The 13,782-nt window shown below is 72.5% G+C and carries 16 protein-coding genes; 6 read left to right on the top strand and 10 right to left on the bottom strand.

Annotated elements, in window-relative coordinates; genetic code table 11:
* Nucleotides 1-56: 56 nt before the first annotated feature.
* Both ACWEF6_RS41490 and ACWEF6_RS41485 read right to left on the bottom strand, forming a co-directional pair.
* The gene (locus ACWEF6_RS41490) at nucleotides 57-899 is read right to left on the bottom strand and encodes an undecaprenyl-diphosphate phosphatase (protein ID WP_449687969.1); all 843 of its coding nucleotides are present in this window, start codon (nucleotides 897-899) and stop codon (nucleotides 57-59) included.
* A gap of 1 nt (nucleotide 900) precedes the next feature.
* On the bottom strand, nucleotides 901-1,938 hold the full coding sequence (locus tag ACWEF6_RS41485; protein WP_449687968.1) for an LLM class F420-dependent oxidoreductase: 1,038 nt from the start codon (nucleotides 1,936-1,938) through the stop codon (nucleotides 901-903).
* Between the two features lie 86 nt (nucleotides 1,939-2,024).
* Between ACWEF6_RS41485 and ACWEF6_RS41480 the strand changes: the two genes are divergently transcribed.
* From ACWEF6_RS41480 to ACWEF6_RS41470, 3 genes are all read left to right on the top strand, one after another.
* On the top strand, nucleotides 2,025-2,993 hold the full coding sequence (locus ACWEF6_RS41480; RefSeq protein ID WP_449687967.1) for an aldo/keto reductase: 969 nt from the start codon (nucleotides 2,025-2,027) through the stop codon (nucleotides 2,991-2,993).
* A 98-nt stretch (nucleotides 2,994-3,091) separates the two neighbouring features.
* Nucleotides 3,092-4,105 carry a YncE family protein gene (locus ACWEF6_RS41475; protein WP_449687970.1) on the top strand — a complete coding sequence of 338 codons (1,014 nt, stop codon included), beginning with the start codon at nucleotides 3,092-3,094 and terminating at the stop codon, nucleotides 4,103-4,105.
* Nucleotides 4,102-4,326 (top strand): DUF5703 family protein, encoded by a 225-nt coding sequence (locus tag ACWEF6_RS41470; protein ID WP_308678000.1) that lies wholly within the window; start codon nucleotides 4,102-4,104, stop codon nucleotides 4,324-4,326. The genes ACWEF6_RS41475 and ACWEF6_RS41470 overlap by 4 nt, the downstream gene beginning before the upstream one ends.
* On the opposite strand, the gene ACWEF6_RS41465 is transcribed toward ACWEF6_RS41470, so the two are convergent.
* From ACWEF6_RS41465 to ACWEF6_RS41455, 3 genes are read right to left on the bottom strand one after another with little or no spacing between them, the layout of a single operon-like run.
* Nucleotides 4,323-5,051, bottom strand: coding sequence for an SRPBCC family protein (locus tag ACWEF6_RS41465; RefSeq protein WP_449687966.1), 729 nt, complete (start codon nucleotides 5,049-5,051; stop codon nucleotides 4,323-4,325). The genes ACWEF6_RS41470 and ACWEF6_RS41465 overlap by 4 nt on opposite strands.
* Nucleotide 5,052: 1 nt before the next feature.
* Nucleotides 5,053-5,640 carry an ArsR/SmtB family transcription factor gene (locus ACWEF6_RS41460; protein ID WP_449687965.1) on the bottom strand — a complete coding sequence of 196 codons (588 nt, stop codon included), beginning with the start codon at nucleotides 5,638-5,640 and terminating at the stop codon, nucleotides 5,053-5,055.
* 31 nt (nucleotides 5,641-5,671) lie between these two features.
* Nucleotides 5,672-6,049, bottom strand: coding sequence for a MerR family transcriptional regulator (locus ACWEF6_RS41455; protein WP_449687964.1), 378 nt, complete (start codon nucleotides 6,047-6,049; stop codon nucleotides 5,672-5,674).
* 28 nt (nucleotides 6,050-6,077) lie between these two features.
* Here ACWEF6_RS41455 and ACWEF6_RS41450 point away from each other — a divergent pair, with 28 nt between their 5' ends.
* Nucleotides 6,078-6,761, top strand: a complete 684-nt coding sequence (locus tag ACWEF6_RS41450; protein ID WP_449687963.1) for a methyltransferase domain-containing protein — start codon at nucleotides 6,078-6,080, stop codon at nucleotides 6,759-6,761.
* Nucleotides 6,762-6,763: 2 nt separating this feature from the next.
* Here ACWEF6_RS41450 and ACWEF6_RS41445 read toward each other — a convergent pair whose 3' ends face one another.
* From ACWEF6_RS41445 to ACWEF6_RS41435, 3 genes are all read right to left on the bottom strand, one after another.
* A complete protein-coding gene (locus ACWEF6_RS41445) occupies nucleotides 6,764-7,645 on the bottom strand; it encodes an alpha/beta fold hydrolase (protein ID WP_449687962.1) in 882 nt (293 codons plus the stop codon).
* Complete coding sequence (locus ACWEF6_RS41440; RefSeq protein WP_449687961.1) at nucleotides 7,645-8,967, bottom strand: M20/M25/M40 family metallo-hydrolase; 1,323 nt, start codon at nucleotides 8,965-8,967, stop codon at nucleotides 7,645-7,647. Before ACWEF6_RS41440 ends, ACWEF6_RS41445 begins: the two co-directional genes overlap by 1 nt.
* A gap of 84 nt (nucleotides 8,968-9,051) precedes the next feature.
* A complete protein-coding gene (locus ACWEF6_RS41435; protein WP_449687960.1) occupies nucleotides 9,052-9,945 on the bottom strand; it encodes an NYN domain-containing protein in 894 nt (297 codons plus the stop codon).
* A gap of 60 nt (nucleotides 9,946-10,005) precedes the next feature.
* On the opposite strand from ACWEF6_RS41435, the gene ACWEF6_RS41430 reads away from it, so the two are divergent.
* Entirely contained in the window at nucleotides 10,006-10,611 is a 606-nt protein-coding gene (locus ACWEF6_RS41430) for an HAD family acid phosphatase (protein WP_449687959.1), read from the top strand.
* Here ACWEF6_RS41430 and ACWEF6_RS41425 read toward each other — a convergent pair.
* Entirely contained in the window at nucleotides 10,590-11,516 is a 927-nt protein-coding gene (locus ACWEF6_RS41425) for a LacI family DNA-binding transcriptional regulator (protein ID WP_449687958.1), read from the bottom strand. The genes ACWEF6_RS41430 and ACWEF6_RS41425 overlap by 22 nt on opposite strands.
* A 139-nt stretch (nucleotides 11,517-11,655) precedes the next feature.
* Here ACWEF6_RS41425 and ACWEF6_RS41420 point away from each other — a divergent pair, with 139 nt between their 5' ends.
* Nucleotides 11,656-12,831 carry a CaiB/BaiF CoA transferase family protein gene (locus tag ACWEF6_RS41420; RefSeq protein WP_449687957.1) on the top strand — a complete coding sequence of 392 codons (1,176 nt, stop codon included), beginning with the start codon at nucleotides 11,656-11,658 and terminating at the stop codon, nucleotides 12,829-12,831.
* A gap of 4 nt (nucleotides 12,832-12,835) precedes the next feature.
* Here ACWEF6_RS41420 and ACWEF6_RS41415 read toward each other — a convergent pair whose 3' ends face one another.
* A complete protein-coding gene (locus ACWEF6_RS41415) occupies nucleotides 12,836-13,591 on the bottom strand; it encodes an HpcH/HpaI aldolase/citrate lyase family protein (protein WP_449687956.1) in 756 nt (251 codons plus the stop codon).
* Nucleotides 13,592-13,782: the final 191 nt, after the last annotated feature.

The following is a 13,782-nucleotide window of genomic DNA, read 5'->3' as shown; positions in this document are numbered from 1 at the left end:
CCATTGTGGCGTTCGGTGCGTCAGACGCACCGAACGCCACATTGGGGCGTTCTGGATCAGTGACCGACGGGCCCGGCGTTCGGGTCCAGCGCGCCGGTGAAGATGAGCACGAACAGCAGCACGCCCAGGACCAGCCGGTACACCACGAACGGGACGAAGCTGCGCTTCTTGATGTACGCCATCAGCCAGGCGATCACCGCGTAGCCCACGCCGAACGCGACCAGCGTGGCCAGGATCGTCGGGCCCCACTGGGCGGGGACGTTGCCCGAGCCGATGTCCTTGAGCTTGTACACGCCCGATCCGAACACCGCCGGCAGCGCCAGCAGGAACGAGTACTCCGCCGCCTCCGCTCGGGTGTAGCCGAGCAGCAGGCCCGCGCTCGTCGTGCCGCCCGAACGGGACACGCCCGGGATCAGGGCCAGCGCCTGCGCGAACCCGAACCCGAGGCCGTGCGGCACGGTCAGGTCGTCCAGCGTGCGCTCCTGCTTGCCGATCCGGTCGGCGATCAGGAGGATCACGCCGAACACGATCAGCACCGTCGCGGTGATCCGCAGGTCGCGGAACGCGCTGTCGATCTCGTCCTGCAGCAGCAGGCCGAGCACCACGATCGGCAGCGAGCCGACGATGATCAGCCAGCCCAGGCGGGCGTCCGGGTCGCGGCGCCACTCCGCCTTGTACAGCGAGAAGAACCAGGCCCTCAGAATTCTACCGATCTTGGGGCCGAAGTAGATGATCACCGCCAGCTCGGTGCCGATCTGGGTGACGGCGGTGAACGCCGCGCCCGGGTCGTCCCAGCCGGCCAGGGCCGCGACGATCCGCAGGTGCGCGCTCGACGAAATCGGCAGGAACTCCGTCAGGCCCTGGACCAGGCCCAGGACGAGTGCTTCGAACCACCCCACGTCAGGCCACCCCCGCCAGCTCGAGCGCCTCGGCGGCCGTGCGCAACGCCGAGGCCGGCTCCGGGCCGTAGGGCGACACCGACAGGGTCGTCACGCCGGCTTCGGCGTATTCCGTCATCTTCTCCGCGATCCGTTCCTTCGGGCCCAGCAGCGACGTCGCGTCGAGGAACTCGGCCGGCACCGCCGCCATCGCCCCCGCCCGGTCGCCCGCCAGGTACTTCTCCTGCACTTCGGCGGCCTCGGCCGCGAATCCCATCCGGCACGCCAGCCGGTTGTAGAAGTTCTTCTCCTTGCTCCCCATTCCCCCGAGGTAGAGCGCCGCGTAGCCGCGGACGGCGTCCGCGCAGGTCCGCCAGTCCTCGCCCGGCACCAGCGGCACTGAAGGGACGACGTCGAAGCCGTCCAGGTGGCGTCCGGCCCGCTCGGCGCCGGCGCGGACGTGGGCCAGCTGTTCCCCCGCGTGGGCCGGCGAGAAGAACACCGGCAGCCAGCCGTCGGCGATCTCGCCGGCCAGCTCCAGGTTCTTCGGGCCGATCGCGGCCAGGTACAGCGGGACGTGCTTGCGGGCCGGGCGGACGGTCAGCCGCAGCGCCTTGCCCGGGCCGTCCGGCAGCGGCAGCGTGAAGTGCTCGCCCTCGAACCGCACCCGCTCCCGCCGCAGCGCCGAACGCACGATGGCGGCGTACTCCCGGGTCCGGCCCACCGGCGAGGTGAACCGCACACCGTGCCAGCCCTCGGACACCTGCGGGCCGGACACGCCGAGGCCGAGCCGGAACCGGCCGCCCGACAGCGTGTCGAGCGTCGCGGCGGTCATCGCCGTCATGGCCGGCGTCCGGGCCGGGATCTGCAGCACAGCGGCCCCGACGTCGATCCGCGACGTCCGCGCCGCGATCCAGGTGAGCACGGTCACCGCGTCCGAGCCGTAGGCCTCCGCGGCCCACACGACCGCGTAGCCGAGGTCCTCCGCCTGTTTCGCCAGGGCCAGGTGCGCGGGGTCGTTCCCCGCTCCCCAGTAGCCGAGATTCAGTCCGAGTCGCACGGGGCCAGACCCTAACGGGGGCCATGATCGCGACACGACTCACCTTGGTCTCCTCCGGACGGGGCAGCCCACTAGGCTCGGCGGTCGTGGAAAAGCGACTGCTCGGCCGCTCGGGACTGCGCGTCTCCCGTATGGCGCTCGGCACCATGACCTGGGGTGGCGACACCGACGCGGAGGAGGCCGCCAGCCAGCTGGTCGCCTTCGTCGACGCCGGCGGCACCCTGGTGGACACGGCCGACATCTACGGCGAGGGCGAGAGCGAGCGGGTGCTCGGCTCGCTGCTCGGCGACCTCGTGCCCCGCGAAGACGTCGTCCTCGCGACGAAGGCCGTCGCCAAGCGCACCGACGGGCCGTTCGGCGGCGGTGCCTCCCGCGGCGCCCTGCTCACCGCGCTCGACGGCTCGCTCAAGCGGCTCGGCACCGACCACATCGACCTGTGGCAGCTGCACGCCTGGGACGACTGCGTGCCGCTCGCCGAGACCCTCGCCGCCCTCGAGTTCGCCGTGACCAGCGGAAAGGTTCGCTACGTCGGCGTCTCGAACTACGCCGGCTGGCAGCTGGCCACCGCCGCCGCGGGCGCCTCGGCCCTCGCGCCGATCGTCTCCACCCAGGTCGAGTACTCGCTGCTGGAACGCGGGGTGGACCGCGAGGTGGTGCCCGCGGCCGCGCACCACGGCATCGGGCTGCTCCCGTGGGCGCCGCTCGGCCGCGGCGTGCTGACCGGCAAGTACCGCACCGGCACCCCCGCCGACTCCCGCGGCGCGAACAGCGCCTACGCCGGGTACGTCGAGCACCACCGCACCGACCGCGCCGCCCGGATCGTGCAGGCGGTCGCGACCGCCGCCGACGGCCTCGGCACGTCCCCGCTGGCCGTCGCCCTGGCCTGGGTCCGCGACCGGCCCGGCGTCGTCGCCCCGGTCGTCGGCGCCCGGGACGCCGGCCAGCTCACCGGCTCGCTGACGGCCGAGGACATCACCCTCCCGCCCGCCATCCGGTCCGCGCTCGACGACGTCAGCGCGATCGAGGTCGGCTACCCCGAGCGCTGGCCGCGGTGAGCGCCAGGTGTCTGTTCGGTGACACGCACGTGACGGCACGGGGATCGAGGAGCATGCTGGTGAAGACCGACCGCCGAGGGACAACTGGAGGCCGCAACGTGCATCGGCTCGCCGCCGTGTCGTGGCTCGCGCTCCCGCTCGCCGGTGCCCTGGTGCTCTCGGGCTGCTCGTCGGCCAAGTCGACCTCCGACGACCTCCAGATCGTCGCGAACCCGACCGCCGCGCGCCCGGCCGTCTCCCCCGCCGTGACCGTGCCGCCCGCCGGTCAGGTCCTGCGCGACGGCTCGGTGTCGGCCGTCGCCGTGGACGCGAAGACCTCGACCCTCGTCGTTGCGGTTTCTTCGCCCCCGGCTCTGCGGCTGTACGACCTGAACGTGCTCGCGTCACCCCCGCTGAATATGCCGTTATACAGTGCTGCGTCCCGGTTGACGGTGTCGCCGGGGCGAGTGGAGATCGCCGAGCCCGGTCAGGGTGTGGTGCAGCAGCTGACGTTGCCGGATCGGAAGCTGACCGAGACGAAGATCGGCGGGCAGCCGGCGTCGAGCATCGTCTACGGGGCCGATCGCCTGGTCGCGATGGGGGCGGGCAAGGACATCCGGGTGCTGCCGGCCGCGGGTCCGGCGCGGACGATCGGCGGGCAGCTCTACAGCGCCGACGACGTGGTCGACACCGGGGACGGTGTGGTGGTGCTGGATCGGCTGCGGACGGCGGTGTTCTCGGTCGACGTCGCCGCCGGGAAGGTCGGCGAAGGCTTGCGGGCGGGCGATGGCGCCGCGAACGCCGTGGCGGATTCCTACGGCCGGGTGCTGGTGACCGACGCGCGGGCGGGGGCGCTGCTGGCGTTCTCGTCGGGTCCGCTGATCCTGAAGCAGCGTTTCCCGGTGCCCGGTGGGGCGTACGGGATCGCTTACGACGCCACGCGGAGCCTGGCGTGGGTGACGCTCACCGAACGGAACGAAGTGGCCGGGTTCGACGTCCGCGGCGGCGAGCCCGTGGAGAAGTACCGGTTCCCCACCGTGCGCCAGCCGGATTCGGTGGGGGTGGACGAGAAGAGCGGCCGGGTGATCGTCGGCTCGGCCGCCGGAGAAGGGACCCAGGTGATCCAGCCATGACAGCGGTCGGCGAGGCGGTGGTCGAAGGGGATTGGGAGTATCGCCGCCTGCACCTCCCCCCGGGTGTGTCCCGGCGTGCGGCGGCGATCCAGCTCTCCATCCACGCGGAGTTCGCGGGCTGGGAACTGCGCACCGTGCGGCTCTACGCCGACGGCACGCGCCGGGTCTGGCTCCGCCGCAAGAAGACGGCGCAGAGCCTCCCCGGCGCCCTCCCGACCTAGCCGGCCACCCGGTTCAGCCAGTCGCCCCAGGTCTTTTCCTCGACGTCCGCGTCCGCACCCGGGGCGAACAAGTGGTGGCAGGCGACCATCGCGCCCTGGAAGCCGCGGACGAACCGGTACATCGCGTCCGGCGTCCGGATGCCGACCGTCTGGTCGTTGACGGCGTAGACCACGCCTCCCCCGCCGAGCCGGACCCGGTCGCCCTCGGCAGGACGGGCGGTCAGACCCAGGGCCGTGCCCAGGCGTGTCCACACCTCGTCCCAATCCGCCACCGGCGGGCCGAACGCGGTGACCGGGGTCGCGGTCCGGCCCGCGAAGTGCGTCACGTACTCGACCAGTGTGCGGAAGAAGAGGTCGCCTCCCGCGGTCATCGCCTCGAACTCGTCCTCCCAGTCGTCGCCCGGCAGGAAGCCGCTGGTGACGCAGCGGAGCACCGTGCTGCCGCCGCCGCGGCCCTCGATGAGGAACTCGTAGGCGATCCGGCGGCCGTCCGGTGCGGTGTCGCTGCCGTAGGCGAGCTTCTCCGCCGGCTCCCACTCGCTGATCCGGAACTCGGGCCGGTAGGCCCCGAAGGCGCCGCGGACCGTGCCGCCGGTGCCGCCCTCGACCTCGTTGCGGCCCATGAACCACGAGTCGATGCCCGGGCCGGTCGCGATGGCTTCCCACACCTGCTCCGGCGTCGCGCCGACTTCGGCGACGTCGGTCAGTTCGAACTCGTACCCCACTTCAGGACTCCTCCGGGACGCTCGGGTGCACGGCGACGACCACCCGGTACGAGCGGCCCTTCTCGGCCGCTTCGTCGTGGTACTTCCCCACCAGCGTGGTGACGGCGGTGGTGAGTTCTTCGGCGAACGCGGCCCGGTCGGCGGCGGAGGTGAACCGCACCTCGCCGTCGAGCGCGAACGTCGCCAGGCGCTGCTTGGCCTTGGCCGCGCCGGTGATCAGCAGGCCGACGTCCCGCACGAGCCGGCCGGCGACGGCGAGCAGCCACCGCGCCGAGAGCCGGTCCGGTGAGCGGGCCGGGTCCGGCTGCACCGCGGCCAGCGCCGTCGGCGAGATGACGTACGACGCCGCCGTCGCTCGCATCATGCGCTCGGTGACGTTGCCCTTGCGGCGTTCCTCGACCAGCTCGACCAGGCCGTGGCTCTCCAGCGCGCGTAGGTGGTAGTTGACCTTCTGGCGCGGCAGGCCGACGCGCGCGGCGAGCATGGTCGCCGAGGCCGGCTCGGCCAGCTCGGCCAGCAGCCGGGCCCGGACCGGGTCCAGCGACACCTCGGCCGCCGCCGCGTCTTCGATCACCGCCACGGGAAACATGCGCCCAGCATCCAACCGAACAGAGAAGTTGTCAAGAACGATCGAGCTGTCGGTCGAGGAGGGTCTGGAAGTGCGGACACGTCATGAGGTCGTCGTGCCGGCAGTCACCCTCGATCAGCTCGAGCGCGGCCTGGGCGCGCGCGATCCGGGTCCGGAGCCGCTCCCGCTGGCGGGCCGCCATCGCCGCCCGCCCGGCCGCGGACCGGTCGGTCAGCATCGACCGGATGTCCGCGAGTTCGAACCCGGCTTCCTTCGCCACCAGGATCGCGGCCACCCGCCGCAGGTCCGCGTCGGTGTACCGGCGCCGGGTGCCGGCGCGGGCGGGGGTCAGCAGCCCTTCCGCTTCCCAGTAGCGCAGCACGTGGGCCGGCAGCCCGAACCGGGCCGCCACTTCGCCGATTGACTTCATGTCGGCATTAAGTCGCAGGATGGGTCGCATGTCCACGTTGCTGACCCTCCTCGACGCCCTCGACGACCGCCCGCAAGCCGTCCACCTGCGGGAACGCACCTACCAAGGACTGGGTGACGTCGTGGTCGACGTCGGCTGCGGCGGCGGGCGGGCCGTCGGCGAACTGGCCGCTCGCGGGGTCCGGGCCATCGGCGTCGACGCCGACCCGGCCATGATCTCGGTGGCGGCCGCGCGCTGGCCGGACGGCGAGTTCCACGTGGCCGACGCGACCACCCTGCCCCTGGACGACGGCGCGGTCAACGGCTACCGCGCCGACAAGGTCCTGCACGTCCTGCCCGACCCCGCGCTCGCGGTCGCCGAGGCCCGCCGCGTCCTCGCCCCGGGCGGCCGCGCGGTGCTCGCCGGCCAGGACTGGGACACGATCGTCATCGACTCGGACGATCCGGCGCGCACCCGCTCGATCGTCCACACGCGAGCGGACGGCATGCCACACCCCCGGATCGCTCGGGCGTACCGGAACCTGTTGCTGGACAACGGGTTCACGGAAGTGACGGTCGAGGTGCACACGGTGGTGTGGACGGACCCGGCGGCCTTGCCGGTCCTGGCCAACCTCGGCGGCGACGGCGCCTGGCTGGACGAGCAGTCGGCCCGCGCCCGCGAGGACCGGCTGTTCGTCGCGGTGCCGATGTTCGTCGCCGCCGGCACCCGCTGACCTCAGGCCCGCCGGCTCGCGTTGACCAGCGCGACCACCCGCGGCAGCACCTGGGCCGCGGCCTCCAGCGGCACGACGTGGCCCACCCCGGGCAGCACCACCGCCGTCCCGTTGCCGAGGCCGCGGACCCAGTGCTCCACATCGGATGCCCGGACGATCCGGTCCCGCTCCCCCACGATCGCCGTCACCGGGAGGTCGGCGACCTGGGCCAGCGCCGCGTCGCGCGCGTAGGCGTCCATGGCCGGGCGGAACACCGACACCGTGTGGGGCCAGTTGCCGCGGATCATCTTCACCGTCAGCTCGACCAGGTCCGGGTCCGGGTCGTCGCCGAACAGCCACCAGCGCAGGCCCGCGCTGACCGCCCGGCTGGTGTGCTCGCGCACCACGCCGAACAGCTTCGAGCCGAGCACCGCTTCGAGGTCGCGGGCCAGCTTGCCCAGCGCGTTCGGCCAGGTCGCCGACACCTCGGTGGCGAGGGTGCCCGACGACGTCGCCAGCAGCACCAGCCCCGAGACCCGCTCGGCGAACAGGGCCGGGTGCCGCTGGGACAGCGACATGATCGCCAGACCGCCCATGTCGTGGCCGACCAGCACCACGCGGCCGTCGGGCACCTCGCGGGTCAGCAGCTCGGCGAGGTCGTCGCCGAGCTGGGCCATGGTCGCGGTGCCGCGGCGCGCCCGCCCGGATCCGCCGTGGCCGCGCTGGTCGTAGGTCAGCACGGCCACCGGCCCGTCGGCGGCGTCCGGCACCAGCGGCGCGATGCGGCCCCAGCTGCGCTGGTCGAGCGCGTAGCCGTGGACGAACACCACGGTCACCGGCGCGGCCGGGTCGCCCCTGCGGATCACCTGCAGGGGCGTGCCGTCGGCGAGCGCGAACCCGGTCATCAGCTGGTGCGCAGGAACCGGTCGAGTACGCGGGTGCCGAACTTCAGCGCCTCCACCGGGACCCGCTCGTCGACGCCGTGGAACAGCGCCGAGAAGTCGAGGTCCGCGGGCAGCTTGAGCGGCGCGAAACCGAAGTTGCGGATGCCGAGCTCCTGGAACGACTTCGCGTCCGTGCCGCCGGACAGCATGTACGGCAGCGTCTTCGCGCCCGGGTCCTCGGCCAGGACCGCGGCCGTCATGGCGTCCACGAGCGCGCCGTCGAAGGTGGTCTCGACCGGCGGGAGCTCCATCCACTCCTTCTCGATGTCCGGGCCGAGCAGCTCGTCGAGCTCGCGGTCGAAGGCCTCCAGCCGGCCCGGCAGGATCCGGCAGTCGACCGCGGCTTCGGCGACCGACGGGATGACGTTCGACTTGTACCCGGCGGTGAGCATGGTCGGGTTGGCCGTGTCGCGCAGGGTCGCGCCGATCATCCGGGAGATGTTGCCCAGCTTGGCGACCGAGCCCTCCAGGTCGTCCTCGGGGAAGTCCCAGCCGGTGATCTCGGTGACGCCGGCGAGGAACTCCTTCACCGAGTCGGTCAGCACCAGCGGGAACCGGTGGTTGCCGAGCTTCGCGACGGCTTCGGACAGCTTCGTGACCGCGTTGTCGCGGTGGATCATCGAGCCGTGCCCGGCGGTCCCGCGCACGCGCAGCTTCATCCAGCGGATGCCCTTCTCCGCCGTCTCGATCAGGTAGGCGCGGACGTCGTCCTTGAGCGTGATCGAGAAGCCCCCGACCTCGCTGATCGCCTCGGTGACGCCCTCGAACAGCTCGGGCCGGTTCTCGACCAGCCACTGCGCGCCGTACTTGCCGCCGGCCTCCTCGTCGGCCAGGAAGGCGAAGACGAGGTCCCGCGGCGGCACGATGTCGTTCAGCTTGTAGTGCCGGGCCAGCGCGAGCGCCATCGCGCACATGTCTTTCATGTCGACCGCGCCCCGGCCCCAGACGTAGTCGTCCTGGATCGCCCCGGAGAAGGGGTGCACCGACCACTCCGAGGCGTCGGCGGGCACGGCGTCGAGGTGACCGTGGATGAGCAGGGCGCCCCGCTCGCGATCGGCCCCTTCGAGCCGCACGATCACGTTGTGCCGATTCTTCCCGCCCGACTCGACGTAGGTGATCTCGTAGCCGGCGTCGGTCAGCTTCTCCGCCACGTACTCCGCCGCCGCCCGCTCGCCGACCAGCGTGTCGGGATCGCCGGTGTTGGTCGTGTCGATGCGGATGAGCTCGCTGGTCAGCGTGACGGCCTCGGCCGCGGCGGCTTCGATCAGGTTCGGTTCGGTCACCGGCCATTCCTATCATTGGCGCCGCCGGACGCGCTGGCCGCGGGAACAGACTGAGCTCGGTCGCCCAACCGGCCGAATACAACGTTATACAGGCTGGGCCTGCCGTCGCCTGTCGCGCACGTAGATGACCGGCGGCTTGCTGTCGCCCGGGCTGCGGCGGTTCATCTCGAACAGCGCGGTCGCGGCGATCAGGTCACTGAGCTTGGCGTAGCCGTAGGTGCGGGAGTCGAAGTCCGGGCGCTGCTTCGTGACGATGTTGCCGATGGCGGACAGCGACGCCCAGCCGTCGTCGTCGGAAGCGGCTTCGACCGCGTTGCGCAGCACGGCCATCAAGGCGAGGTCGGCCGCGAGCTGCGCGGCGCGGGCGGACGACTTCTGCGCGGGTGCCGCATCGGCCGGCTCGGCCGCGCTGCCGGGGTAGCCGAGATTCTCGACGTAGATGAACTTGTCGCACGCCGCGACGAACGGCTTGGGTGTCTTGCGTTCGCCGAAGCCGTACACGGTCAGGCCCGATTCGCGCAGGCGCGCCGCCAGCCGGGTGAAGTCGGAATCGCTGGAGACGATGCAGAAGCCGTCGAAGCGGTCGGAGTACAGCAGGTCCATCGCGTCGATGACCATTGCCGCGTCGGTCGCGTTCTTGCCGGTGGTGTACGCGAACTGCTGGATCGGCTGGATCGACTGGGCCAGCAACTGATCTTTCCAGCCTTTCAGGCTCGCCCCGGTCCAGTCGCCGTAGGCGCGCTTCACATGCGCGGTGCCGTACTTGGCGACCTCGGCCAGCAGCGCCTCGGTGATCCCCGGCCGGGCGTTGTCCGCGTCGATGAGCACCGCCAGCTTGGCGGCGCTCTCACTGGTCGTGGCCATGTGCGCTCCCCCGTCATCCTCCGCCGAACCGAGAATCCGTCCCGGCCGGCCCGGGTGCATCCTGCCCGAACCGGAGACCCGGCGCGCTCCGGTCTCCCAGCCCGTCGCGAACATGAAATAAATTCGGCTACTTGCCGGTACGATCACTCGCCACCGGCTGGTGGACTGTCAGCCATGTCACCCTCGAAAGCCCGCCTCGCCGTGGCCGGCACCGCCTCCGCCGTCCTGCTGCTGCTCGGCAGCGCCGGTGTCGCCGACGCCGCCGTTGCCCGGCCCGCCGCCACGGCCGCCGCCGCGCCGTCCTACGCCACCTGGGTCGCCGATGTCACCGCGGTCACCACGCCGGCGGCCGACTACCTCACCCAGCGGCTCGCCGTCCCGGGTGGACGGACCGCCATCGTCCTCGACATCGACAACACGAGCCTGGAGACCTACTACAACGGCGGGTTCACCACGCCCGCCGTCAAGCCGGTCCTCGCGCTCGCCAAGCTCGCCCAGGCCAAGGGGGCCGCGGTCTTTTTCGTCAGCGACCGCACCGAAGTGCTCCGGTGGCCCACCGAAGGGAACCTGAAGGCCGTCGGGTACCCGGACGACGGGCTCTACCTGCGTCCCCTGTTCAACTTCGACCCGGTGCAGACCAACAAGACCAAGGCCCGGACTGCCATCGAACAGGCCGGCTACACGATCGTCGCGAACATCGGCAACAGCACCACCGACCTCGACGGCGGGCACGCCGAGCGGACCTTCAAGCTGCCGGACTACAACGGCGCGCTGTCCTGAACCGGTGCGATCGTCGTCCCGGCCACCGGCGGGCAGGTGAGCAGCCGGGGCTCGCCTGCGCCCGTGGCCACGACGGACGCCAGCAGCCGCACCGCCTCGCGGCCGAGGGCGCGCCGCGGCACCTCGAAGCCGCTGACTTCCGGGCTGGACGGCGGGCAGCCGAGCACCGCCAGCGACAGGTCGCCGGGAACCGACACCGCCGCCGCGTGCAGGGCCCGCTGCGCCGGAGCGCACACCGCCTCGTCGACGACCAGTGCGGTCACGCCGTCGGCTAACCAGCCGCGGACCGCCGTCGCGAGGCCGGTGCCGTCGGTGCGGACCACCAGGGCGGACTCGATGCCGGTGCCGCTCTCCCGCTCACGCGCGGCCGGGGTGTCGGCCGGCTCGCGCAGGTGGCGGATCCGCCGGTGCCCCGCCTGCCGCAGCCGGGCGAGCACTTCGGCCGACGCCGATGCGTAATCGGCGTCGACGTACGGGACGCGGAGCTCCGGGCAGCGTCCGATGTGGACGATCGGGTACCCGGTGGCGAGCTGTTCCGCGGGCACCGGACCACCGAAGAACAGGCAGCCGTCGGCGAGCCGGCTGCGGCGGGGGAAACCGGGGCCGGGCGCGGTGAACATGATCAGGTCCTTGCCGAGCACGGCCGCTTCCGCCGCGATGCCGGCCAGGATCGCCTGGTGCGCCTCGAACGCCGGGCCGGCGGCGCAGATCCCGAAGAGGCCGTGGCCCGCCTGTCGTTTCGCCAGCGGATCGGCGTAACCCAGCCGCTGGGCGGCCTCCAGCACGCGCAGCCGGGTCGCCTCGGCCAGCCGGACCCCGGTGCGGTTGCCGCCGAGCACCACCGACACGGTCGCCTGGGAAACCCCGGCCACGCGCGCGATGTCGGCCTGCCGCACCCTGCCCATCGGGCACCTCGCTCGCCGGTCGCCGGGGTCAGCTGATCGATTCAGACTGCAAGCCCGCTTCGGGACGCGTCAACGGTTTTGCCCGAAACTCCCGTTGATCCGGCCCGGTCATACCGGCGGCGGATGGCAGGATGCGGCCATGCGCTCCTTGCCCCTCGACGGCGTCACCGTCGTGTCGTGCGAACAGGCGGTGGCCGCGCCGCTGGCCACCCGGCACCTGGCCGACCTCGGCGCCCGGGTGCTCAAGATCGAGCGGCCGGGCACCGGCGACTTCGCCCGCGCCTACGACGAAACCGTGCACGGCCTCTCCAGCCACTTCGTGTGGCTGAACCGGTCGAAGGAGAGCGTGACCCTCGACCTCAAGAGCGACGCGGCGCCCGGCGTGATGGCGGCGCTGCTGGACCGGGCGGACGTGTTCGTGCAGAACTTCGCACCCGGCGTCGCGGACCGGCTCGGGCTGGGCGCGGCCACCCTGCGCGCGACCCGGCCGCGGCTGATCACGTGCTCGGTGTCGGGTTACGGCTCGACCGGGCCGTACCGCGACGCGAAGGCGTACGACCTTCTGATCCAGTCCGAAGCGGGGCTGGTGTCGGTCACCGGCTCCGAGGAGGAGCCGGCCAAGAGCGGCATCCCGGCCGCGGACATCGGCGCCGGGATGTACGCGTTCTCCGGCATCCTCTCCGCGCTGTACGACCGCGAGCGCACCGGGCAGGGCACCGAACTCGAGGTGAGCCTGTTCGACTCGCTGGTGGAGTGGATGGGCTTCCCGCTGTACTACGCGGGCTACGGCGGGACACCGCCGCCGAGGACGGGCACCAGCCACGCCGCGATCGCGCCCTACGGAACGTTCGCCGCGGGCGACGGGACCGAAGTGGTGCTGGCGGTGCAGAACGACCGCGAGTGGGCGGCGTTCTGCGAGCACGCGCTCGCCCGCCCGGACTGGGTCACCGACCCGCGGTTCGCCACCGGCAGCGCCCGCGTGACCCACCGGGCGGAACTGGAGGCCGCGATCGACGCGATCTTCGCCGAGCTCACCGGCGCTGCCTTGGAGGCACGGCTGGCGGCGGGCCGGATTGCGCATGCCCGCCGCCGCGACCTGCCGGACGTCCTGGCCCATCCCCAGCTCACGGCCCGCGACCGGTTCGCGGAGGTGGCGACCCCGGGCGGGCCGATCCGGGCGACGCTGCCGCCGATCACGGTGGCCGGCCGGGCGCCGCGGATGGACCCGGTGCCGGCGCTGGGCGAGCACACCGACGCGGTGTTGAGGGAGTTCGGCTTCGACGTGGAGGCACTGCGGCGTCAGGGCGCGGTGTAGCGCGTCAGGTCTCCAGGATGTGCCGAGCCCGGGTGAGCACCGGCTTGTCCACCATCCGCCCGTCCACAACGGACACCCCATCCCCCGCCGCCAGGACCCGCCGGGCCCACGCGCGCTCGGCCTCCGTCGGGGCGAACCCCTCCCGGACCTGCCCCACCTGCCGCGGGTGGATACACAGCTTCCCCCCGAAACCCAGCGAACGCGCGTACCGGACGTCTTCGGCAAGCCGGGCCGGGTCGTGCAAGTCCGTGGTGACGCCGTCCACCGGCGCGGCCAGCCCGGCCGCCGCCGAAGCGATCACCAGGCGCGATCGCGCGTAGACGAACGGATCCCGGTCCTCCGGCGTCACCCCGAGCTGGGCCGCCAGGTCCACACTGCCGAACGCCAGCCGCCGCACCGACGGCGCCGCGGCCAGCTCACCCGCGCGTTCCACGCCGAGCGCGGTCTCGACGAGGGCGACCACCTCACCGAACCCGGCGAGCACCCCCGGCGTCTCCGCCTTCGGCACCATCACCGGCACGCCCCGCGCGGTCACCATCGCGGCGTCCTCGGCGAACCACGGGGTCCCGGGCGCGTTGATCCGGACCATCGCGCGGTCACGCTCGAGCCACTCGCGCACCGAAGCGCGGGCCGCATCCTTGGCCTCCGCCGAAACGGCGTCCTCCAGATCCAGGATCACGACCTCGGCGCCACTGGCGACCGCCTTGCCGAAGCGATCGGGCCGATCGCCGGGCACGAACAGGTACGTCGTCGCGGCCACCCGGTCACGATAGCCGTAAGGGGTCCGGGGCCGCCGGACTGCGTGATCACCCGATGCGGCGCCTCACCCCTCAGGACGAACGTGGGCTCCACGACGGAAGGAATCTGAATGACCGTGTCAAGCCGCAGCGGTAGCGGGTTGTGGCGCGGTCGGTGTGAATGTCCGGCCGTCGCGCAGCAAGGCCCAGAGCA

The sequence above is a fragment of the Amycolatopsis sp. NPDC004772 genome, assembly GCF_053601215.1.
This window is presented reverse-complemented; position numbering and strand designations above follow the sequence as displayed.

What these genes read in the sequence shown, in the direction of transcription:
- ACWEF6_RS41470 (WP_308678000.1), top strand. Translation starts at nt 4,102, where the DNA reads ATGACAGCGGTCGGCGAGGCGGTGGTCGAAGGGGATTGGGAGTATCGC.
- ACWEF6_RS41460 (WP_449687965.1), bottom strand. Translation starts at nt 5,640, where the DNA reads ATGTTTCCCGTGGCGGTGATCGAAGACGCGGCGGCGGCCGAGGTGTCG.
- ACWEF6_RS41455 (WP_449687964.1), bottom strand. Translation starts at nt 6,049, where the DNA reads ATGAAGTCAATCGGCGAAGTGGCGGCCCGGTTCGGGCTGCCGGCCCAC.
- ACWEF6_RS41450 (WP_449687963.1), top strand. Translation starts at nt 6,078, where the DNA reads ATGTCCACGTTGCTGACCCTCCTCGACGCCCTCGACGACCGCCCGCAA.
- ACWEF6_RS41445 (WP_449687962.1), bottom strand. Translation starts at nt 7,645, where the DNA reads ATGACCGGGTTCGCGCTCGCCGACGGCACGCCCCTGCAGGTGATCCGC.
- ACWEF6_RS41435 (WP_449687960.1), bottom strand. Translation starts at nt 9,945, where the DNA reads ATGTTCGCGACGGGCTGGGAGACCGGAGCGCGCCGGGTCTCCGGTTCG.
- ACWEF6_RS41430 (WP_449687959.1), top strand. Translation starts at nt 10,006, where the DNA reads ATGTCACCCTCGAAAGCCCGCCTCGCCGTGGCCGGCACCGCCTCCGCC.
- ACWEF6_RS41425 (WP_449687958.1), bottom strand. Translation starts at nt 11,516, where the DNA reads ATGGGCAGGGTGCGGCAGGCCGACATCGCGCGCGTGGCCGGGGTTTCC.
- ACWEF6_RS41420 (WP_449687957.1), top strand. Translation starts at nt 11,656, where the DNA reads ATGCGCTCCTTGCCCCTCGACGGCGTCACCGTCGTGTCGTGCGAACAG.